18 protein-coding genes are annotated in these 19,823 nt (G+C 74.2%); 10 read left to right on the forward strand and 8 right to left on the reverse strand.

The features are described from left to right. Positions 1-242: 242 nt before the first annotated feature. Together tatA and OG286_RS22220 are read right to left on the reverse strand one after the other, a co-directional pair. On the reverse strand, positions 243-539 hold the full coding sequence (gene tatA, locus OG286_RS22215) for a Sec-independent protein translocase subunit TatA (RefSeq protein ID WP_396321982.1): 297 nt from the start codon (positions 537-539) through the stop codon (positions 243-245). Between the two features lie 197 nt (positions 540-736). Beyond that, entirely contained in the window at positions 737-1,120 is a 384-nt protein-coding gene (locus tag OG286_RS22220) for a YidH family protein (RefSeq protein ID WP_396321981.1), read from the reverse strand. Between the two features lie 222 nt (positions 1,121-1,342). On the opposite strand from OG286_RS22220, the gene OG286_RS22225 reads away from it, so the two are divergent. Next, positions 1,343-1,810 (forward strand): MarR family winged helix-turn-helix transcriptional regulator, encoded by a 468-nt coding sequence (locus tag OG286_RS22225; RefSeq protein WP_405365730.1) that lies wholly within the window; start codon positions 1,343-1,345, stop codon positions 1,808-1,810. A 146-nt stretch (positions 1,811-1,956) separates the two neighbouring features. Further along, positions 1,957-2,901 carry a DUF3626 domain-containing protein gene (locus tag OG286_RS22230; RefSeq protein WP_405365731.1) on the forward strand — a complete coding sequence of 315 codons (945 nt, stop codon included), beginning with the start codon at positions 1,957-1,959 and terminating at the stop codon, positions 2,899-2,901. A 41-nt stretch (positions 2,902-2,942) separates the two neighbouring features. Here the strand turns inward: OG286_RS22230 and OG286_RS22235 are convergent, their stop codons facing one another. Then, the gene (locus tag OG286_RS22235; protein WP_405365732.1) at positions 2,943-3,581 is read right to left on the reverse strand and encodes a class I SAM-dependent methyltransferase; all 639 of its coding nucleotides are present in this window, start codon (positions 3,579-3,581) and stop codon (positions 2,943-2,945) included. A 142-nt stretch (positions 3,582-3,723) separates the two neighbouring features. Continuing rightward, on the reverse strand, positions 3,724-5,256 hold the full coding sequence (locus OG286_RS22240) for an MFS transporter (RefSeq protein ID WP_405365733.1): 1,533 nt from the start codon (positions 5,254-5,256) through the stop codon (positions 3,724-3,726). 147 nt (positions 5,257-5,403) lie between these two features. On the opposite strand from OG286_RS22240, the gene OG286_RS22245 reads away from it, so the two are divergent. Next, positions 5,404-5,994: a TetR/AcrR family transcriptional regulator gene (locus OG286_RS22245; protein WP_396321976.1), complete on the forward strand. Its 591-nt coding sequence runs from the start codon at positions 5,404-5,406 to the stop codon at positions 5,992-5,994. Between the two features lie 111 nt (positions 5,995-6,105). On the opposite strand, the gene OG286_RS22250 is transcribed toward OG286_RS22245, so the two are convergent. Then, positions 6,106-6,423 carry a cupin gene (locus tag OG286_RS22250; RefSeq protein WP_396322074.1) on the reverse strand — a complete coding sequence of 106 codons (318 nt, stop codon included), beginning with the start codon at positions 6,421-6,423 and terminating at the stop codon, positions 6,106-6,108. A gap of 127 nt (positions 6,424-6,550) precedes the next feature. Between OG286_RS22250 and OG286_RS22255 the strand changes: the two genes are divergently transcribed. After that, a complete protein-coding gene (locus tag OG286_RS22255) occupies positions 6,551-6,817 on the forward strand; it encodes a hypothetical protein (protein WP_396321975.1) in 267 nt (88 codons plus the stop codon). A gap of 51 nt (positions 6,818-6,868) precedes the next feature. Here the strand turns inward: OG286_RS22255 and OG286_RS22260 are convergent, their stop codons facing one another. Further along, complete coding sequence (locus OG286_RS22260; protein WP_396321974.1) at positions 6,869-8,026, reverse strand: acyl-CoA dehydrogenase family protein; 1,158 nt, start codon at positions 8,024-8,026, stop codon at positions 6,869-6,871. Between the two features lie 195 nt (positions 8,027-8,221). Between OG286_RS22260 and OG286_RS22265 the strand changes: the two genes are divergently transcribed. Next, positions 8,222-9,469, forward strand: coding sequence for a TetR/AcrR family transcriptional regulator (locus tag OG286_RS22265; protein WP_396321973.1), 1,248 nt, complete (start codon positions 8,222-8,224; stop codon positions 9,467-9,469). Between the two features lie 54 nt (positions 9,470-9,523). On the opposite strand, the gene OG286_RS22270 is transcribed toward OG286_RS22265, so the two are convergent. Then, positions 9,524-9,847, reverse strand: coding sequence for a hypothetical protein (locus OG286_RS22270; RefSeq protein ID WP_396321972.1), 324 nt, complete (start codon positions 9,845-9,847; stop codon positions 9,524-9,526). A gap of 355 nt (positions 9,848-10,202) precedes the next feature. Between OG286_RS22270 and OG286_RS22275 the strand changes: the two genes are divergently transcribed. The 5 genes from OG286_RS22275 to OG286_RS22295 all read left to right on the forward strand — a co-directional run bounded on the left by OG286_RS22275 (position 10,203) and on the right by OG286_RS22295 (position 19,313). Beyond that, positions 10,203-12,158, forward strand: coding sequence for an ATP-binding protein (locus OG286_RS22275; protein ID WP_396321971.1), 1,956 nt, complete (start codon positions 10,203-10,205; stop codon positions 12,156-12,158). Positions 12,159-12,257: 99 nt separating this feature from the next. Beyond that, positions 12,258-14,615 (forward strand): hypothetical protein, encoded by a 2,358-nt coding sequence (locus OG286_RS22280; RefSeq protein WP_396321970.1) that lies wholly within the window; start codon positions 12,258-12,260, stop codon positions 14,613-14,615. A gap of 165 nt (positions 14,616-14,780) precedes the next feature. Next, on the forward strand, positions 14,781-16,562 hold the full coding sequence (locus tag OG286_RS22285; RefSeq protein WP_396321969.1) for a threonine/serine exporter family protein: 1,782 nt from the start codon (positions 14,781-14,783) through the stop codon (positions 16,560-16,562). Between the two features lie 188 nt (positions 16,563-16,750). Continuing rightward, positions 16,751-17,818, forward strand: a complete 1,068-nt coding sequence (locus OG286_RS22290; RefSeq protein WP_396321968.1) for a hypothetical protein — start codon at positions 16,751-16,753, stop codon at positions 17,816-17,818. A gap of 217 nt (positions 17,819-18,035) precedes the next feature. Then, positions 18,036-19,313 carry a C40 family peptidase gene (locus OG286_RS22295; RefSeq protein WP_396321967.1) on the forward strand — a complete coding sequence of 426 codons (1,278 nt, stop codon included), beginning with the start codon at positions 18,036-18,038 and terminating at the stop codon, positions 19,311-19,313. A 114-nt stretch (positions 19,314-19,427) separates the two neighbouring features. Here the strand turns inward: OG286_RS22295 and OG286_RS22300 are convergent, their stop codons facing one another. Further along, positions 19,428-19,823, reverse strand: coding sequence for a hypothetical protein (locus tag OG286_RS22300; protein WP_396321966.1), 396 nt, complete (start codon positions 19,821-19,823; stop codon positions 19,428-19,430).

The following is a 19,823-nucleotide window of genomic DNA, read 5'->3' on the forward strand; positions in this document are numbered from 1 at the left end:
GGCCGGGATGATCGTCCCTCAGGGTGAGAACGCGCCTCCTCCTTCGGGCCGGTCGGACGCCTTCGGGCCGGTCGGACGCCTTCGGGCTGTTCGGTTCCTTCGGGCCGTTCCCGCGGCCGCCGGCCCGGAGGCTCGTCGGCCGGGGGCCGGGCCCGGGACGGCCGGTCGAGGCTGCCGTCGGCTCCGGACACGACGAAGCCCCCGCTGGGGTCAGCGGGGGCTTCGTCGGAGATCCGGGAGACTCAGGCCGTGGTGGACCGGGGGGTCTCGGTGGCCTTGGTGACGTTGGTCGGCGTCACGGCCGGGCGGGCCTGCTCGGCGGCCGGCTGCTGCGGGGCGGCGGTGTTCTGCGCCGTGCCCTGGGCGGCCGCGTCGGCGGGGGCGTCGTCCTCGCGCAGAGCCTTGGTCTCCGCCTTGAGGATGCGCATGGACTTGCCGAGGCCGCGTGCCATCTCGGGCAGCTTCTTCGATCCGAACAGCAAGACAACGACAGCCAGCACCACCAGGAGGTGCCAGGGCTCAAGACCGTTCCGCAGCATCCCTGGCCACCGGTCCTTTCTCTTCTAGAGTCACAGGAGGGCAAAGCGCCCGACCTGGCCAGTATGCCTGTCCGCGGAGGCGAACGTATACACCGGCCGGGAAACGCTGGTCAAAATGCAGATGTTGCGCGGGCGACCCGGGGGGAGTGGTCTGGACCACTGTGTGCAGCAGTGAGTGCACTCGGGTCGCCCCGGCCTCAGTGGGAGTACCCGACGATCAGACCACAGAACACCGCGGCCACCACCGCCACCCCCACCGAGAGCACCAACAGGACCTGCGTCCGTGGCAGTGGAGCCCCCTCCCGCATCGCCGCCTCCACCCGCGCCCACCGCCGGTACGCCGTCACCCCGATCAGCGCGCCGCCGAGCGCGCAGACGACGGCCAGCGCGATCCGCAGCGGCGCGGGGGCGACGTCGGGGGTGAGCTGGTCCACGGCGATCCCGCCCGCGAGCAGGCCGAGCGCGGTGCGGATCCAGGCGAGGAAGGTCCGCTCGTTGGCCAGGGAGAAGCGGTAGTCCGGCTCGTCGCCGCCACCGTCCTGCTCCCCGCCCGGCTCCGGTCCCGGTTCCGACGACGGCATCGGCCCTCCAGCTCCGCCCGGCGTTGCCGTCGACGCTAGGCCGTGGTGCCCGGTCGTGCAGCCCGGGAGTCGCTCCTCGCCTGCGCCGTCCGGCCGGGCGCGGCCCCCGGGGGGGCGGCCTTCCCGATCTGCTCTGCCTGTCACATGCGGAAGTGGTTCGTCCTGCGAACAGTGATCTCCTTGGGCCCCGGCGGGCCTATTCGGCTGCCGTATTCTGGCCGGATGGCAAAGGCTGCGGGAGAGGAAACGGGGGTCGTCGCCGCCCTGGTGCGGTCGGCTTTCCTGGTGAACGCGGTGTACGCCGAGGCGGCCCGCGCGTACGGAATCACGCCGCAGCAGGGGCAGCTGCTCTGTGTGCTGATGGCGCAGCCGTACGGGATGACCGAGCTGGGCGGGGTGCTCGGGCTGGCCAAGTCCAGCCTGACCGGTCTGGTCGACCGCACCGCGCGGCGCGGCCTGGTCCGGCGTGAGGCCGACCGGTCGGACGGGCGGGCCGTGCGGATCGTGCTCACCGGAGCCGGATCGGAGCTGGTCGAGGGGTTCTACGCCGAGGTCTGCCGCCGGATCGACCGGCTCCCGGCCGGACTGGGCGCCGGAGACCGGGCCGCGCTCGCCGGGCTGCTCGGCCGGGTCGTCCGGGACAACGGGGGGCCGGCGGTCTTCCTGGAGCTGGACGAGGGAGCCCGCTGAGGCGGGCTGCCGAGCCGTGGCCCGGTACTGCTTCGCCAACCGCCTCTCCCTCTCTTTTGGTTCGCTGCAGGAAGCATGTTGATTCGCAGTACGAACTTGACGAAATGTGGATGCGGCGGCGGGCCTCCATCCGCAACACTGCCCCGATGAGCACCGACACGCCCCGCACCGACACGCCCCGCACCGGCACGCCCCGCACCGGCACGCCCCGCACCGGCACGCCCCGCACCGGAACTCTTCGCGCCGACGAGCCCCGCACCGCCCGGGAACGCGCACTCCACCACGTCGCGGCCCTCGCCTCCGGGCCGCCGATCGACCCGGACCTGCGCGTCACCCTGAACTTCCACCCCGACCGGGTCTCCGACGGCCGGCCGATCCTGGATGCGCTCGCGGGCGACGCCGTCTACCGCTCCCAGTTCGTCACCGGCACCAGCAACGGCGGCCTCACCGCCCACCCCGGCGGCGACCGCTGGCGCTGGGAGAGCCGTATCTTCGGCGGCGCCTACGACACCGCCCCCGCCGAGGCGCGCCCGGTGTACGGGGCGCTCAACTTCCGCCGCAAGCCGCTCGGCGCCGCGCCGCGGTTCGGCTCCGCCCACTTCCGGCTGAGCGCGCCCGCCCTGGCCCGCGTCACCTTCTGCTACCCCGACAGCTTCCTCGAACCGGCCGACTTCGGCGTCGCCGAGCGGTTCGGCCTCGTCCCGCTCGCCGAGGCCGACGACGCCGACGCCCTGGACGACTACATCGAGGCGCAGGTGCACGGCGAGGTCCGGCTCGACCGGGACGTCGAGGCGCTCGTCCTCGACCCGAGCCACCGCGGCACCCCCGTCGAGGAGCAGGCCCGCCGCCTTCCCTGCCCGGTCGAGTGGCACCCCGGCGTCCGTCTCTCCACCGACGAGCTGCGCCGCCACCCCGACTACCGCGGGCCCGAGTTCGTCGCCCTCGGCCTCACCCTCGCCGAGGGCGGCCACCTCGACCCGCGCATCCTCGGCGACGCCGCCCGCACCGGCCGGTACGACCCGCAGGACCTCAAGAGGGTCTGGCACCTGCTCGCCCGCTTCGGCTCGCCCGCCCGCCCGGAAGCCCTCTAGGGTCCTCTCCGGCCGATCGCGCCGGGCCCCCCGAACGGGCCTCAGCCGCGACGGGCCAGCAGGTAGCCGCGGTGGGTCTGCGCCTCCTCCGGGTACGGGCCCCGCTCCAGGCGCGCATCGACGGTGAAGCCGGCCTCCGCCAGCAGGCCGGCGACGGTTTCCAGCTCCAGGAAGTGGAAGTCCACGTCCACCCGGTGACCCCACCACTCGTCCATCCGGCGGACCTCCGTGCCGAGGTGGAACGAGACCAGCAGGGTGCCGGACGGCCGCAGCACCCGCCGCAGCTCCGCGAACGCGGGCGACAGCTCGGCCGGTTCGAGGTGGATCACCGAGTAGAGGGCGACCGCGGCGTCGAACTCCCCGTCCGACGCGGGCAGTCGCAGCAGGTCGCCCTCGCGGAACTCCGCCTCCGGGTGGTCCCGCCGCGCGAGCTCCACCATCGCCGGCGACAGGTCGACCCCCACGGCCTTCACCCCGCGCTCCGCCAGCCACCCCGTCACATGACCCGGCCCGCAGCCCAGATCCGCCACCACCCCGCCCGCGGCCGCCTCCACGACCACCCCGAGCAGCCCCCGGTCCACCGCCTTGAACGCCAGCTCGCCCCCCACCCGCTCGCGGTACTCCTCCGCGACGACGTCGTAACTCGCCCGCACCCGCCCGTGGTCAGCACTGTTCGTCATGCGGGCAGCCTGCCAGGGGTAGTCGGCGCGCGTGGCCAGTCCGGCAGAATGCCGCGGGCCGAAGCCACGGCGGGTGTGCGAGAGCCCCCGTCCCCGCGGGGGGCGGGGTGGGGGCTCCTGATGACGCGCAAGGGGGGTGGGGTCAGGCGGCGGGCTCGGCCGGGCGGGCGGGGAGGTGGGACATCAGGCGGTAGGCGAGGAGGGCGGCGCCGAGCGCGAAGACCAGGCCGACCACGGCGGCGACGTGCAGGCCTTCGGTGAAGGCGGCGCGGGCGGTGTCGAGCAGCTCGGCGCCGAGCCGGCCGGGCAGGCCCGCGGCGACGGTGACCGCGCCGCCGAGGGTGTCCTGGGCGGTGTGGAGGGCCTCGCCGTCGAGGCCGGCCGGCAGGGAGCCGTCGAGCCGGAAGCGGTAGACGGCGGCGCCGGCCGCGCCGAGCAGGGCGATGCCGAGGGAGCTGCCGAGCTCGACGGCCGTCTCGGAGGTGGCGGAGGCGGCGCCGGCCCGCTCGGCCGGGGCGGCGGAGACCACCATCTCGGCGGTGAGGGTCATGGTGCCGACGGTGCCGGCGGCCAGGATGCCCGCCGCGGTGAGGATGAGGGCGAGCGGGGAGTCCGTGCCGACCTGGGTCATCATCGCGAAGCCGGCCGCGCCGGTCAGGAAGCCTCCGGCCATCATGACCGCGGGCCGGACCTTCCCGGCGAGCGCCGAGCCGAGGCCGACCGCGGCGCCGACGCCCACGCTGGGGACGAGCGACCAGAGCGAGGCGGTCAGCGGGCTCATGCCCTTGACCAGCTGGAGGTACTGCGAGGTGAAGAGGGTGAAGCCCATCATCGCGAACATCGCGATGGAGTTGACGCTGATCGCCCCGGTGAAGGCGCGGATCCGGAAGAGGCTCAGGTCGAGCAGCGGGTCGGCGGCGGTGCGCTGGTGGTGGACGAAGGCCGCGACGAACAGCAGACCGACCGGGAGGGCCAGGGCGGCCAGCGGGCTCCAGCCGTCGACGGCGAGGGTCTTGACGCCGTAGACCAGCGGCAGGATCGCGGCCAGCGAGAGGCCGGCACCGAGCAGGTCGAAGCGGCCGCGCTGCGGGGTGCGGTACTCGGGCAGCAGCACCGGGGCGGTGACCAGGAGCAGGGCCATCACCGGGATGGCGATCAGGAAGGCCGAGCCCCACCAGAAGTGGTCGAGCAGGAGGCCGCCGACGACGGGCCCGAGGGTGGCGCCGGTGGTGAGGACGGCGCCCCACGCGCCGAGGGCGACCTGCCGCTGCTTGGGGTCGTGGAACATGTTGCGGATCAGCGCGAGCGTCGAGGGCATCACGGTCGCCCCGGCGGCGCCCAGCACGGCGCGGGCGGCTATCAGCTGGCCGGCGCCGTCCGCGTAGGCGGCCAGCAGGGAGGCGCCGATGAAGCCGGCGGCGCCGGTCATCAGCAGTCGGCGGCGGCCGATCCGGTCGCCCAGCGAGCCCATCGTGATCAGCAGTCCGGCCAGCAGGAACGAGTACATGTCCATGATCCACAGCTGCTCGGTGCCGCTCGGCGCCAGCGTGGTGGAGATGTACGGGACGGCGAAGAAGAGCACGCCCATGTCCATGGTGAGGACGAGGGTCGGGAGCAGGAGGACGGCTAGGCCGATCCATGCGCGACGGCCTGCGCGGCCGGTGGTTGCGGTCATGGGGACGACAGTAGAGCCGTCTTGCACGCTTGTCTAGCACGAGCGTCTAAATCACTCGTCTAACTCATGTGTCTTATTCATCTGTTCAATAGGTGTGCAAGACATGCGTGCAAGACACGTGTCTGGATTGACCGTACCATTGGGACCATGGGAAATCGTGAAGACCTGCTCGCCGGTGCCAAGCGCTGCCTGCTCGACAAGGGCTACGGGCGCACCACCGCCCGCGACATCGCCAATGCCTCCGGCGTCAGCCTGGCCGCCATCGGCTACCACTTCGGCTCCAAGGAGTCGCTGCTCGACGCGGCGCTGATCGAGGCCATGGGGGAGTGGGGCGGCACGCTGGGCGCCGTGGTGGAGCGGGCGTACGCGATCTCCGACGACCCGGAGGAGCGGTTCGTCGCGGTCTGGGACGGGGTGAAGGAGACGTTCGCCGAGCACCGCGGCCTCTGGACGGCCCAGTTCGAGGCGATGATGCAGACCGAGCGGGCGCCCCAGCTGCAGGAGGCGCTCGCCAGCGCCCAGAAGGAGGGCCGGCTCGGGCTCGCGGCGCTGTTCCAGGGGCTCGAAGAGGTGCCGGACACCGAGGAGGAGCTGGCCCGCGGCATGTTCTACCAGGCGCTGCTGGTCGGCCTGGTGGGCCAGTGGCTGGCCGCGCCCGATATGGCGCCGACCGGGCGGGACTTCCTGCGCGGCCTGCGGCTGGTCGGTGACACCGTGCTCAGGCCGGCCGTGTCGTAGCCGCGGTGCTGTCGTGGCTGCGGTGCCGTCGCTGCGGCGCTCCCGTGGCTGCGGCGCTTCCGGAGCTTCTGCGCCGTCGTGGCCGATGGGCTGATCGGCCGATCGGCGGGTCTACGCCGTGACCGCCGTCAGCAGCACCACCGAGTCGACGTGGGCCAGCAGTCCGTGCCGTTCCTGTGGGACGGGGTGGAGCTGGCCCGCCGACAGCTCCTGGAGCCGGCCCGCGATGGTCAGCGAGACCCGGCCGCGCAGCACCTGGAGGGAGGCGGCGGCCGGCGCGTTGTGCTCGTCCAGTGCGGTCCCCGCGGTCAGCGCGATCACGGTCTGCCGCAGGACGCCGTCGTGCAGCACGAGGTGGGAGCTGCGCCCGTGCGGGCTCTCGGCGGCCCTGGCCGCGTGCTCCACGGCGAGCAGTTCGAGATCGACCATCATGCGTCCTCCAGGGCCGGCCTGCCGGGGCCCCGTGGCCCCTCCGCCAGCGTCGCGGACGCGGTCGGCTCCCGCACCCGGAGTCTTTCGGCGTGCGCGGTCCGCCGACTGCACCCATGGTGGATGCATGGCTACCAACCAGAGTTTTCTCAGCGGGTTCCAGGTCAACCGCTCGCTGCTGGCCGGCGGCGCGGTGCTCACGGGCATCGGCGCGCTGCTCGGCGCAGCCGGGGCGGTGATGGTGTGTGCGGCGCTGGCCACGGCCGGCCGCGGCTGGGTGCGGAGCATGGACACCCCGCCGACGGCCATGGCCCAGCGGGCGCTCCACGAGGCCAAGGTCGCGTCGGCGGCGGGCTGGGAGGCCTGGCGTGCCGAGCACAGCTCACCCAACTGACCGGACGACGGCGGGCCGCCGTGGGGGCGGCCCGCCGACGGACGACAACCGCTACAGTCCGAGCGACTTGGCGATGATGCTGCGCATGACCTCGCTCGTGCCACCGTAGATCCGGAACACCCGGTTGTCGGTGTAGAGGCGGGCGATCGGGTACTCCAGGATGTAGCCGTAGCCACCGTGCAGCTGAAGGCACTTGTCGATCACGCCGGACGCCGACTCGGTGCAGAACAGCTTCGCCGCCGCCGCGTCCGCGACGGTCAGCTCGCCGTGCTGGTAGAGCTCCAGTGCGCGGTCGACCATCGACTGCTGGGCCACCACCTGGGCCTCGCAGTCGGCCAGCGTGAACTTGGTGTTCTGGAACTCGGCCACCGCCTTGCCGAAGACCTTGCGGTCCTTGACGTACTGGACGGCGAACCGGACCGCCGCCGCCGAGGCCGCGTACGCGCCGACGGCGATCGCCAGCCGCTCCTGCACCAGGTTGTGGGTCAGGTAGGAGAAGGCCCTGCCCTCCTCGCCGAGGAGGTTCTCCACCGGCACCTTGACGTCGCTGAACGCCAACTCGGCCGTGTCCGAGGTGCGCAGGCCGATCTTCTGCAGCTTGCGGCCGACGGTGTAGCCGTCGGAGGCGGTGTCCACGCAGAGGATGGAGAGACCGGCCCGGCGGTTGTCCGGGTCGTACGGGGACGTCCGGCAGATCACCAGGACCAGATCGGCGAGCACGCCGCCGGTGATGAAGGTCTTGGCGCCGTTGAGCACGTAGTGCGTGCCGTCCTCGGAGAGCCTGGCCGTGGTGGAGATGCCGGCGAGGTCGGAGCCGGCGCCCGGCTCGGTCATCGCGATGGCCGTCATGATGTCGCCGGAGACGAAGCCCGGCAGCCAGCGCTGCTTCTGCTCCTCGTTGGCGTACTCCAGCAGGTAGGGCAGCACCAGGCCGGTGTGCACCCCCGAGGAGCCGAAGCTGACGCCCGCGCGGGCCGTCTCCTCGGCGACGACCGCCTGGTACTTGAAGCCGCTCTCGCCGGCGCCGCCGTACTCCTCCGGTACCTCGATGCCGTAGATGCCGAGCGCGCCGAGCTGACGGTAGAAGTCGCGCGGCGGGTGGCCCTCGGCCTCCCAGCTCTCGTAGACGGGGACGACCTCGTTGGCGATGAAGTCCCGGATGGTCTCCCGGAAGGCCTCGTGGTCCTCGGTGAACACGGTGCGGCGCACGGCGGCGCTCCCTTCGGTGGTGCCAGGTGATCGCTCCACAAGTTAATCCCGGGTAGCTTCGGCTGTCCAGGGTCGGCGTGCCGGCGTCCCCGCTGGGGCAGAGGCCGCTACCGGCGGGCTCGGAGGCCGGTGAAGTGAATCCTTGCTAGCCTACGGTCGGCGTTGACGGAGAGCTGGTGCGAGGGGGGCGACGGCATGGTGGTCAGGCGGCCGCCCGCGCCGGCCCGGCAGGCGCAGATCCTGGCCGTGGCCGCCGAGCGCTTCCACCGCAGCGGGTACCACCAGGTGTCGATGACGGAGGTCGCCGCCGGGGTCGGCATCACCGCGCCCGCCCTCTACCGGCACTTCCGCGGCAAGCCCGAACTGCTCGACCGGGCCGTCCGGCTGGGCCTGGACGAGCTGGCGGTCGGGCTGCGGGCGGCCGGCTCCACGGCGGAGGTCGGCGCCGCGCTGGCCGCCGTCGCGGTCGGGCACCGGCCGCTCGGCACGCTGGTGCAGCGCGACGCCCGGCTGCTGCCGGCGGCCCGGCGGGCCGCGCTCCGGCGTGAGCTGCGCGCCGACGCCGCCCTGATGGCAGGCGTGCTCTGCGTCGAACGGCCCGAACTCTTGGCGCACGATGCCGAGTTGATCTGCTGGTCGGCGCTCTCGGCCTGCTCGGGCCTCTCCTACCAGTCGGCCGTCCCGCAGCCGCGCCGGGCCGAACGGCTGCTGCGCGAGCTGGTGGCGGCGGTGCTCGCCGTGTCCTTGGCGGACGCCGCTCCCGATGGGCAACCGTCCTGTGCCGTCGCGGAGTTGCAGCCGCCGTTCGCCGTCGCGGAGGCGCAGCCGCCCTGCGTCGTCGAGGAGGTGCAACCGCCCTTCGCCGTCGCGGAGTTGCGGCCGCAGTCGCGCCGGGATGAGTTGCTCGCGGCGGCGGTCAGGCTCTTCCACCGGCGCGGGTTCGACAACGTCAGCACCGACCAACTCGGCGCCGCGGTCGGCATTTCGGGACCCAGCGTGTACCGGCACTTCGACAGCAAGCAGCAGTTGCTGGCCGCCTCGCTGGTGCGCAGCCGCGAGCGGCTCTGGCACGAGGTGGCGGGCGCGATCGATGCGGAGGCCGGTCCGGCGGCGGCGCTGGAGGCCGGAATGGCCGCGTACGTGGGGTTCGCCCGGCGCAACAGCGACTACCTGGGCGTGATGATGTGCGAGACCGAGCGGCTGGCCGCGCCGGACCGGCGGGCCGCGGTGGACTTCCGGCGGGACTTCCTGCGGACGTGGGTCGGCCTGCTCTGCCGGGTGCGCCCGGAGTGCGACGCGGCGGAGGCCCGGATCCGGGTCCACGCGCTGTTCGCGATGGTCAACGACGGGGTGCGGAACCGTCCGTACAGCGACCGGCCCGACCTCGGCGCCTGTCTGCGCCGCCTCGGCCGGGCCGTCCTGGGGGTGCCCGCCCGGACGTGACCGCCCGCCCCCGCACGCGGGGGCGGGCACCCGGCCGAGCTCGGAAGGCTCGTCCTAGTACAGGACGTGCGGGTAGTACACCGTGGCGGCGGGGTTTCCGTTGCCCTGGAGGGCGCCGATGTCGCCGCCGTTGCCGGTGACGGCGAGGCCGTTGTCCTGGTTGCTCGCGCCGGAGCCGGTGGCCGTCTGCTGGGTGTTGGCCACGTTGCCGTGGACGTTGCCGATCACGTTGTCGGAGCCGGTGTTGCTCACCACGCTGCTGTTGGAGTGGTGGTCGGCACCGGCGCCGTTGTCGGCGTGCGCGGTGGCGGCACCGACGCCGACGAGGAGGAAGGCCCCGAGGGCGGTGACGGCGGCGGCTGCGCGGATACGGGACACGCTGGTCTCCCTGGAGGGTGGAGTGCGAGAAATGGCGCCTTCCGGAGTGGCCGCCCCGAAGCGCCGTTGCCTGACGTCGCGCGACCAGCATTCACCAGCGCCGTGGACGAACTCCACCGAATGAGTGGCAATTCGCCCGATGGTGTCATGAAGGCGGCATATCCGGATCCCGGGTGGGACGGCGAGGCGTTACGCTCCCAGCGCCAAATCCACCCGTGTGGAGGGAGGTTGATGCACCCGAACGGAGCACTCGACGGCCGGTCCGCCACCCCCGGCGGTCAATACCAGGTTGACCGGACGTCCGTCGTCAGAAAGAAATGGTCGCCGGATAGTCGCACTGGCACACTGAGGACCCATGTCTGAAGGTCTCCCGCCCGACCCCGTGCCCGCCGAGGATCTGCGTACGACCGAGGTCGATCTCGGCGGACTGGTGAACGTCCTCGCCACCCATCTCTACTCCACCCCGCTGGTCGCCCTGCGCGAGCTCGTCCAGAACGCCCACGACTCGCACACCCGGCGCCTGCTGGAGGACCCGGACGGCGACCACCGGCCGCTGATCCGGGTACGAGCCGACGCGGACCGGCGCACCGTCAGCATCGAGGACACCGGCGCCGGCCTGACCGAGCCGGAGATCCACGCCTACCTCGCCACCGTCGGCACCGGCTACACCCGGATGCTGCGCGAACTGACCGGCAACCAGGAGCTGATCGGCGCCTTCGGCCTCGGCTTCCTCTCCGCCTTCTCGGTGGCCGACGAGGTCACCGTCACCACCACCTCCCACCGTGAGCCGCTGCTCGGCCACCGCTACCGCAGCTTCGGCGGCGAGCAGTACAGCGTCGAGCCGGCCGCCGCGCGGCCCGGCGCCGGCACCGTGGTCGAGCTGTCGCTGAAGACCGAACACGCCCACCTCGCCGACGAGCACGCGCTGCGCGAGGTGCTCGGCCGGTACTGCGTGCTGCTGCCGATCCCGGTCTACGTCGGCGACGACGAGCAGCCCGTCAACGCCGTCCCGGTGCCCTGGCGGCAGTCCTCCGACCCGTCGACCACCACCAGCCTCGGCCGAGGCGCTGCGCGCGACCCCTCCGACGCAGACCCGTACGCCGCCCGGATGCGGTTCGCCACCGCCTTCGGCCGCCGCTTCGAGCCGCTCACCGCCTTCCCCGTCCGGCCCGTCGAGGGCGGCAGCGACGCCGTCGGCCTGCTCTGGGTCCAGGACGGCGGCACCTACGGCAGCAGCGACAACCGCGACCTCGCCGTCTACCTGCGCGGCATGCTGCTCGCCGACGACGCCCGCGACCTGCTGCCCGGCTGGGCCGGGTTCATCGGCGGCGTGGTCGAGTCCAGCCGGCTCACCCCCACCGCCAGCCGCGAGGACCTCCAGCGCGACGAGCACTACCGCGCGCTCCAGCAGGCCCTCACCGACGCCGTCGTGGACGGCCTCTACGAGACCGCCCGGCTGCGGCCCGCCGTCTGGCGGCGCATCCTCGCCCGGCACGGCCAGGACCTCCTCGGCGCCGCGCTCTGCGACGACCGGCTCTTCACCCTGCTCGCCGACGACGTCCCGGTGCCCACCTCGCAGGGAGACCTCACGGCCGGCGCGCTGCGGGCGGCCGGCGGAGGCGCGGTGCACGTCGCGCTCGGCAGCAACGGCGGCTTCGAGGAGATGCTCTACCGGGCGATGCAGGTGCCGATCGCGCGCGGCGACCGCTACGCCGTGCTGCCGTTCCTGCGCCGCTACGCCCAGCTCCGGGACTGCCGGATCGTCGAGCTGGGCAGCGAGCGCGGCAACCGCGAGCTGTTCCGCGACCCGGAGCGCCCGCTGCCCGCCGAGGAGGCCGCCTGGCTCGCCGGAGCCCTCGCGGACCAGGGCGAGCAGCTCGTCCCGGCCCGGTTCGAGCCGGCCGGGCTGCCGCTGGTCCTCGTCCCCGACCGGGAGGCCGAGCTCAAGGCCCGGATCGAGGACGACCAGGCGGACGCCCGGATCCCGTCCGCCGCGCTGCGGCTGGCCCGGGCGTTCACCGCCCGCACCGACGGCGAGGTCAAGGCCCGGCTCTACCTCAACCTGGCCAGCCCGGCCGTCCAGGACCTGCTCACCGCCTACCGCGACGGGCACACCGGCAGCGCCACCGCCGCCGGGCTGCTCCGCTCGCTCAAGGTGATCATGGCGGCGGCCTCGGCCGGCGGGGGCGGCGGCGACCTCACCGCGGCCCTGGCGGGCATCGGCACCGCGGTCTCCGCGCTGACCGCCGCCGTGCCGGCCGGGCTGCCCGCCGTCCCGGACAGCCCGGGCGGGCTCACGGATGCGGGCTGAACCGACGGCCCCGGCCCACGGTCCGGACGGACCGTCAGCGGTCCGGGCCACACTGACCACCAGCACGGCGCACGACCCGCAGGGGGAGACGGAAGAGGCATGAGTACCGACATCTGGGCCTGGGTGCGCGAAACCCACGAGCAGCTGGCCGAGGCCGGCCACCGGCGGCTGGCCGACGCCATCTACGAGCTCCCCGGCCACGCCAACGAGGGCCGCAACGAGCAGCTCGACGCCGTCTACCCGGAGGCCGTCGCCGCCGCCCGGTCGCTCGGCCTGCCCTGGGTCGAGGTCTACCTGCGGCACTGGCGGATGCAGAACCTGCTGAACAAGCGCCACCAGGGCGAGCAGGTTCTGCCCGAGGCGGTCGACCTGCTGGAGTTCGCCCACCGCGAGGAGACCGCAGGCTGCCCGCAGTCGGTCTGCGTGGTGCAGGACTTCGCGATCTGCCACGCCCGGGTCGACGGCCCCGGCTACGTGCCCGAGCGGCTCGCCGTGCTGAGCGAGACGCTGGAGCGGATCGAGCCGTCCCGGGCCTGCTTCGACTGCCTCTCCCGGGAGTACTCCGACGCCCTGGAGGACGACGGCCGCCCCGGCGAGGCGCTCGACCACCTGGACACCGCCGCCGCCCGGATGCAGGCGGCCGGCCAGCGGCTCTCGCTCCACTTCCACCACGCCCGGGCCGGCACCCTGCACCTGCTCGGCCGGCACGAGGAGGTGCTGACCCTGCTCGATACCGCCGAGCAGGCCGAGCGCGCCCGCGGCCGGGAGATCGACGACAGCGACCGGCGCTGGGGCGCCCTGACGCGGGCCCGCGCGCTCGCCTCGCTCGGCCGCACCGAGGAGGCGCTCGCACTGCTCCCGGGCCGGGAGGAGGCCGAGCGCCACGCCGACCTGCGGCCGGCCTGGACGAAGACCGTCGAGCTGCTGGTCGCGGCCGGAGCCTGGGAGAACGACGCCGAGCTGGGCGCCACCGTGGCCGGCTGGGTCGGCTACCTCGACGGCACCGGTTCGCACCGCCCCTGCGTCGACCTGCTGCTGGCCGCCGGGCGGCTCGCCCTCGCCCGCGGGGCCCGCACGGTCGCGCTCACCCTGGCCGCCACCGGCGAGCGCAAGCTCACCCGGCTGCGCCGCACGGACGGCGTGGCCGCGGAGGTCGCCGCGCTGCGGGCGGCCGCCGAGGCGCTGCCGGTGCCCGAACTGCCCGTCCCGCCGGGCGAGCTGCTCGCGCACCTCGCCGCCGTGGGCGTCCCCCCCGAGACCGGCGCCGACCTGCTCTCCGTCGCCCTGGACCGGTACCGGGGCGAGCAGGACGGCTCCACCGGCCTTGCTCTCAACCTGGCCGCGGTGCTGGGCGGCCTCGGCCACGTCCGGGCCGCCGCCGACCTCCTCTGGGAGCGGCTGGACGCCGATCCGGCGAGCGAGCAACTGAGCGGCATGCTCGCCAGTGCCCTGATCGAGGCCGAGGACGACGAGGGCCTGCGCCGCCTCGCCGACCGCCTGGCAGCGACCGGACCGGCCGACGGCCACTGGGTCCGGGCCCGCTGGGCCGCCGCCGAGGGCCGCTGGGCGGAGGTGGTGGAGCACTGCGAGGCGATCCTGGCCGAGCACCCGGGCCGGATCAGCCCCCGCCGGATGGCCGCCGCCGCGGCCACCGAGCTGGGCGACCACGCGGGTGCGCAGCGGTTCTACCAGGAGCTCCTGGTACACGCGCTGCCCGCCGAGGGCACGCCGGAGGAGGAGCAGTACCGCACCGTCCAGGAGCCCGACCTCTGGCACCTGATCACCGCCGCCACCGCCAACCGGGACTGGGAGGTGGTCCGCTCCACCGGCGCCCTGATCGGCCTGGAGTTCGACGAGCCCGAGGGCCCGGTGGACGAGGAGTGGCAGCTGGTCACCGTCCGGGCCACCCGGACCAACGGCGCCACCGCCGACCTCCCGGCCGTCCGGACCGGCCCGGCCACCGCCCGCATCCTGCCGGTGCTCGGCGACGACGTGACGCTCAACCACGGCGACGTGGTGGTCTTCGCCCCGGCGCTGCTGGAGGAGCCGCCCGCCGAGGACGCGCCGGAGGAGGAGCGGCGGCGCTGGCGCCCGGTGTTCGGGTTGCTCACCCTGCTCGACCCGGCCGGCTACACCACCTACTGGATGGACGGCGGCTGGCCCGGCGACGAGGCCTGGGCCGTGCTGCGCGAGGAGCTGGCCCAGGCCGGCTACGCGGTCTGGGCCTACAGCGGGGACGGCTACACCATCACCGACCCGGCCGACGAGGACGCCTTCCTGCCCGGCGTCTACGCCGCCGTCGGGGTGCCGCCCACCGCCAACGCCGCCGAGGCCGACGCGCTGCTGCACCGGCTCACCGGCGCCTGGCCGCACCCGCTGGCCTGGCTCGACCTGGCCAGGGCGGCGGGCACGGACACCGGCCGGCACGAGGAGGTCATCGAGCGGTACGGGCTCTGATCGCAGCCGGCCCGGGTCGGGGCGACCACGCCGGGTAGGCACCCCCCGCACCCGGCGCCCGCCGCGGCGTACATGTGCGTCCGGCAGTCCGATCGGGCAAGGTGTACCCGAGATCGAACGGCGGCCCGGCGACCCCGGCGCCATCAGGGGCGGCAAGGAGCGGAAGTGCCTAAGCGGGGCCGACCGGGCGGAGGCAAGCGGGCCAGGGGCGGCAGAGGGGCCCGGCAGGCGCGTCGGGCTCCCGGCGCGCAGCCGCTCCACCCCTCCGACGCGCCGCCCACCGAGGGCCTGCTCGGCCACCCCGCCCCGGCCGCCGAGCCGGCCACCGTGATCCCGCTCGCCCCGCCCGTCCCCGAGACCAAGGGCCTGCTGAGCCCGGAGCGCGCCGACGAGGCCGCCGAGGAGCCGGCGGACGAGATCCCGGCGGCCTACCGTCGCCGTTCGGTCGCCGAGGACACCCTCACCCCCGAGGAGTGGCAGGCGGCCGGCTACACCCCGCCGACCGGCATCGCCGTCCCGGCCCTGAAGCCCGGAGCCCCCGGCGAGGCGCCCTGGCCGGACCGGATGCGCACGCTGCTGCGCACCCCGATGACCGAGCGCCCGGCCTTCGAACGCACCCCGCGCGAACTGCACCCCTCCGCCGCCCGCAACGTTCCCCGCATCCTCGACCTGACGCTCCGGATCGGCGAACTGCTGCTGGCCAGCGGCGAGGCCGCCGAGGACGTCGAGGCGGCCATGCTCGGCATCGCCCACGCCTACCGGCTGGACCGCTGCGAGCCGCAGGTCACCTTCACCCTGATCGGGATCTCGCACCAGCCCTCGCTGGTCGAGCCGCCGGTCACCGCGGACCGCGTGGTGCGCCGCCGCACCTCCGACTACACCCGGCTCAACGCGGTGTACGAGCTGGTCGCCGACATCACCGCGGAGACGGTCAGCGTCAACGACGCGTACCGCCGGCTCGCCCTGATCCGCCGCAACCGGCACCCGTACCCGGCCTGGCTGCTCGCGCTGAACACCGGGCTGCTGGCCGGCGCGGCGACCTTCCTGGTCGGCGGGCGGATCGACGACAAGGCCTGGCTGGTCTTCGCCAGCGCCTTCATCGCGGCCGTCCTCGGCGACCGGTTGGCCTCGCTGATCGCCCGTCGCGGCCTGCCGGAGTTCTACCAGTTCGTGCTGGCCGCGATGCCCGCGGCGGCCTCGGGCATCATCCTCTCCCTCAACGACTGGGGCCTGCGCGGCTCCGTCGTGATCACCGGTGGGCTGTTCGCGCTGCTGCCCGGGCGGGCCCTGGTCGCCGCCGTCCAGGACGGCCTGACCGGCTTCTACATCACCGCCGCCGCCCGCCTGCTCGAAGTGATCTACCTGGTGGCGGGCATCGTCATCGGCGTGATGCTGATCCTCTACCTCGGGGTCGGCTACGACGCCGAGCTCAAACCGGACGAGGGCCTGGCCGGGGTCAACTACCCGCCGGTCCAGATGGTCGCCGCGCTGGTGCTGACGCTCGCCTTCGCGATGCTGCTGCAGACCGACCGCCGCCTGCTCGCCCTGGTCACCCTGAACAGCGGCATCGGCTGGTCCAGCTACGGCGTGCTGGTCCACAACGCGGGGATCTCGCCGATCGTCGCCACCGGTGTGGCGGCCGGCCTGGTCGGCCTCTTCGGCCAGCTGATGGCCCGCTACCGCTACGGCTCCGCACTGCCGTACGTGACCGCGGCGATCGGCCCGCTGATGCCCGGTTCGGCGCTCTACCTCGGCATGCTCTCCTTCGCCCAGGGCCACTCCGCGGGCGGCCTGGTGCAGATCACCCGGGCCGCCGCGATCGCCCTGGCGCTGGCGATCGGCGTGAACCTCGGGGGCGAGATCGCCCGGCTCTTCATGAAGCTGCCGGCCGACGCCGAGCTGCCGGCCGTCCCCCGCCGGGCGGCCAAGCGCACCCGCGGCTTCTGACACCACTCGCGGCCGGCGGCGCGCACCCGCGCCCTCCCAGCTGCACCCGCGGCCTCCCGCCCGCACCGGCGGCTTCCCGCCCGCACCGGCGGCTGCCGGACCGTATGCCACGCTCGTTGCGCCGGTGTCGGCCCCCCGGGCCATGTCGCGGCAGGCCGGACGCAGGACCAGGAACGAAGGTAAGACGCATGACCACACTGCTGGACGGCTACCGCGAGCACATCGTCGCCGCGCACAAGCAACCGCTGTTCCTGCTGCTGGTCGGGTTCATCACCTCCTTCGTCTTCATCAGGTTCAGCGTCCGGATGATCAGGGCCCAGGTGCGCTGGTGGCCGGGCAACGTCACCCCCGGCGGCCTGCACATCCACCACATGGTGTTCGGCCTGGGCTTCCTGCTCGTCGGCGGCATCGGGGTGTTCGCGACCTACGGCGGACACCCCTGGATCGACGTGTTCGGCCTGCTCTTCGGCATCGGCTGCGGTCTGGTGCTGGACGAGTTCGCGCTGATCCTGCACCTGGACGACGTCTACTGGGGCGAGCAGGGCCGCAAGTCGGTGGACGCGGTGATCTTCGGCATCCTCTTCACCGCGCTGCTGCTGGTCGGCTACGTGCCGCTCGGTGTGGTGCCCAGTCAGGAGACCAGGTGGGGGCTGGTCTCGGTGATCTCGGTGAACATGCTGGTCTCCATCGTCGCCCTGCTCAAGGGCAAGGTGTGGACCGGCCTGCTCGGCATCATGGTGCCCGGCATCTCCTGGATCGGCGCGATCCGGCTGGCCCGGCCCAGCAGCCCCTGGGCGCGCTGGCGCTACGCGACGCGCCCGCGTCGCCGGGCTCGTGCGCTCCGGCGCGAGCGCCGACTGCACCGGCGTGCGGACGTTGCCCGTACCTGGCTTTTCGACCTGATCGCCGGCGCCCCGGACAAGGTCCCGGCCAACCACCCCGCCGCCCACCGGGTCGCCGAACGGATGGCCGCCCGGGCCTCCGCCCACCTCGACGCGCACGCGGCCCGCGCCCTGGCCCGGCGCTCCGCCCGGCTGGCCGACCGCCGCTCGGCGGCCGCCGCCGCGCCCGGCTCCGGCACGGCTACCCCCGCCGACGGAACGCGCGAGCCCGGCACCTGGCGCCGCGCCCAGCAGCGCCGTCGGGCCGTCCGGGCCGGCCGCAACCGCACCTACGCGGTCCGCCCGACCGGCCTGGAGCCGCGGCCCGGCCGCCACCCCCACCTGCGGCCGCACACCCGCCGGATCCGACGGTAGTTCGTATACCCTGCGCACCCGGCTGGAGTTGATGTCCAGTCAGATCATCTGACGGGTCACCCGGGTGGCCGTGCGGGCCTGGGACGTGAAGGCCGCCCGGCTTGAGAGCATGGCGATGCGTAAACGATTTGTCATGTGATGGGGTGCTTTGCCGGGAGCCCGCTCTGCCGAACGGCCACCCGGCGGCCCCGTCCGGGACCCTGAGAAGGGATGTCTCGTGGCGCGCAGGCTTCTGCCGATCCTCCTGTTGTCCCTCACCGCCGTGCTCGGGCAGCTCCCGGTCGCCGCGGCCGCCCCGGTCGACCCGGACCAGGCCTCGGGCGCCCCGGCGGCCGACGAGGCCTACCCGTCCGCCGAGGACATCGACCACGCACGAGCCGAGGCCGACCGCCGGGCCGCCTCGGTCACCGCCATCGAGGCCGGGCTCACCGCCGCCAAGGCCGAGCTCGACCGGGCCGGCCAGGTCGCCGAACGGGCCGTCGAGGCCTACAACGGCGCCCAGCTCGCGCTCACCAGGGCCCGGGCCGAGGAGTCCGCCGCGATCGGCCGGGCCGCCTCCGCCGAGGCCGACCGGGCCGCGGCCGCCGAGGACGCCGCCGCGCTGGCCGCCGAAACGTACCGTCAGGGCACCACCGCCGAACTCTCCGCCATCAACGCCCTGATCGGCGCCCGCGGTCCGCGCGAGGCCGGCGACCGGGCCGCCGTGGTCGGCGTGGCCAGCGACCGCACCCGGCAGATCCTCGACGCGGCCACCTCCACCGCCGCCGCCGCGACCCGCGCCTCGGCCGCCGCGCGCGCCGCGGCCGCGGCCGCCGAGAAGGCCGCCGCGGAGGTCGGCGCGGCCCGGGAGCGGGCAGAGGCACGGCTCGCCGCCCAGCAGAACCAGCTCCTCACCACCGCCCGGCGCCGCGAACAGCTCCTCACCGACCTCGCCGCCGCCCGCCACACCACCGTCGAGCTGGAGCGGCAGCGGCGCGAGGCGCTGGAGGCGATCGCCGCCCGCGAGGCCGAGGCCGCCGCCCGGGCCGCCGCCGAGGCAGCGGCTGCCGAGGCCGCCCGGGCCGAAGCCGCGAAGGCCGCCGGGGGTGTGGCGGCCGGCCCGCCGACCACGGCCGCCCGCCCGTGGTCGGCGGAGGGCGCGGCCGCCGCCGTCGCCTTCGCCCGCTCCAAGATCGGCCTGCCGTACATCTGGGGCGGCGAGGGCCCCGGCGGCTACGACTGCTCAGGGCTCACCATGATGGCCTGGCGCGAGGGCGGCCGGCAGCTCAACCACTTCGCCGCCGACCAGTACGCCCAGAGCACCCCGATCGGCTACCGCCAGCTCCGCCCCGGCGACCTCGTCTTCTGGACCGACACCGGCCGCGCCGCCGACATCCACCACGTCGGCCTCTACATCGGCGACGACCAGATGATCGAGGCACCCCGCGCGGGCATGCCGGTCAAACAGGCCAGCCTCTGGATCATGGGCAAGCCGGACTTCTACGCCCGGCCGTGACCACGGTCCTGGCGCTGGAAGGCGTTCCGTTGAGGGCAGGCGCCGGCGAGCAGGTCGAGTCGTGAACGTGGCGGGGTCGGTGTCGTGGCGGCGCCTGCCGGTGGTGACGACCCGTCAGAACTGCCGCGAATCCGGGGCGCCCGGCCGGATCCGGGTGACCGGCGGCAGCGTGAGCGGCATCTCGTCGGTCACCCAGGCGTATTCGAGGCCGGCCAGGGCGCCGTCCTCGGTCCAGACGAGCAGCTCGCCGACGTACTCGCCGGCCTCGTCGAACACCATCGCGTCGACCGGCAGCGGCCTCGTGCCCCGGAGCGCCGCCGCGGGTGGCGCCGGCTCGCGCACCCGGACGTCCACGCTGACCGACCGCGGGCCCCAGACGGCCACCACCTCGGTCCGGTCCAGCTGGCTCCGTAGTTCGGCGGCGCCGTCGAAGCCGGCGGAGAGCACGTGCTCCAGCACCGCCCGCTCGGCGGCGTTCAGGGGACGCGGGGTGACGGGGACCGGAGACAT

It is taken from the genome of Kitasatospora sp. NBC_00039 (genome assembly GCF_045160625.1).
Lineage (GTDB): Bacteria > Actinomycetota > Actinomycetes > Streptomycetales > Streptomycetaceae > Kitasatospora.

What these genes read in the sequence shown, in the direction of transcription:
- tatA (WP_396321982.1), bottom strand. Translation starts at nt 539, where the DNA reads ATGCTGCGGAACGGTCTTGAGCCCTGGCACCTCCTGGTGGTGCTGGCT.
- OG286_RS22220 (WP_396321981.1), bottom strand. Translation starts at nt 1,120, where the DNA reads ATGCCGTCGTCGGAACCGGGACCGGAGCCGGGCGGGGAGCAGGACGGT.
- OG286_RS22225 (WP_405365730.1), top strand. Translation starts at nt 1,343, where the DNA reads ATGGCAAAGGCTGCGGGAGAGGAAACGGGGGTCGTCGCCGCCCTGGTG.
- OG286_RS22230 (WP_405365731.1), top strand. Translation starts at nt 1,957, where the DNA reads ATGAGCACCGACACGCCCCGCACCGACACGCCCCGCACCGGCACGCCC.
- OG286_RS22235 (WP_405365732.1), bottom strand. Translation starts at nt 3,581, where the DNA reads ATGACGAACAGTGCTGACCACGGGCGGGTGCGGGCGAGTTACGACGTC.
- OG286_RS22240 (WP_405365733.1), bottom strand. Translation starts at nt 5,256, where the DNA reads ATGACCGCAACCACCGGCCGCGCAGGCCGTCGCGCATGGATCGGCCTA.
- OG286_RS22245 (WP_396321976.1), top strand. Translation starts at nt 5,404, where the DNA reads ATGGGAAATCGTGAAGACCTGCTCGCCGGTGCCAAGCGCTGCCTGCTC.
- OG286_RS22250 (WP_396322074.1), bottom strand. Translation starts at nt 6,423, where the DNA reads ATGGTCGATCTCGAACTGCTCGCCGTGGAGCACGCGGCCAGGGCCGCC.
- OG286_RS22255 (WP_396321975.1), top strand. Translation starts at nt 6,551, where the DNA reads ATGGCTACCAACCAGAGTTTTCTCAGCGGGTTCCAGGTCAACCGCTCG.
- OG286_RS22265 (WP_396321973.1), top strand. Translation starts at nt 8,222, where the DNA reads ATGGTGGTCAGGCGGCCGCCCGCGCCGGCCCGGCAGGCGCAGATCCTG.
- OG286_RS22275 (WP_396321971.1), top strand. Translation starts at nt 10,203, where the DNA reads ATGTCTGAAGGTCTCCCGCCCGACCCCGTGCCCGCCGAGGATCTGCGT.
- OG286_RS22280 (WP_396321970.1), top strand. Translation starts at nt 12,258, where the DNA reads ATGAGTACCGACATCTGGGCCTGGGTGCGCGAAACCCACGAGCAGCTG.
- OG286_RS22290 (WP_396321968.1), top strand. Translation starts at nt 16,751, where the DNA reads ATGACCACACTGCTGGACGGCTACCGCGAGCACATCGTCGCCGCGCAC.
- OG286_RS22300 (WP_396321966.1), bottom strand. Translation starts at nt 19,823, where the DNA reads ATGTCTCCGGTCCCCGTCACCCCGCGTCCCCTGAACGCCGCCGAGCGG.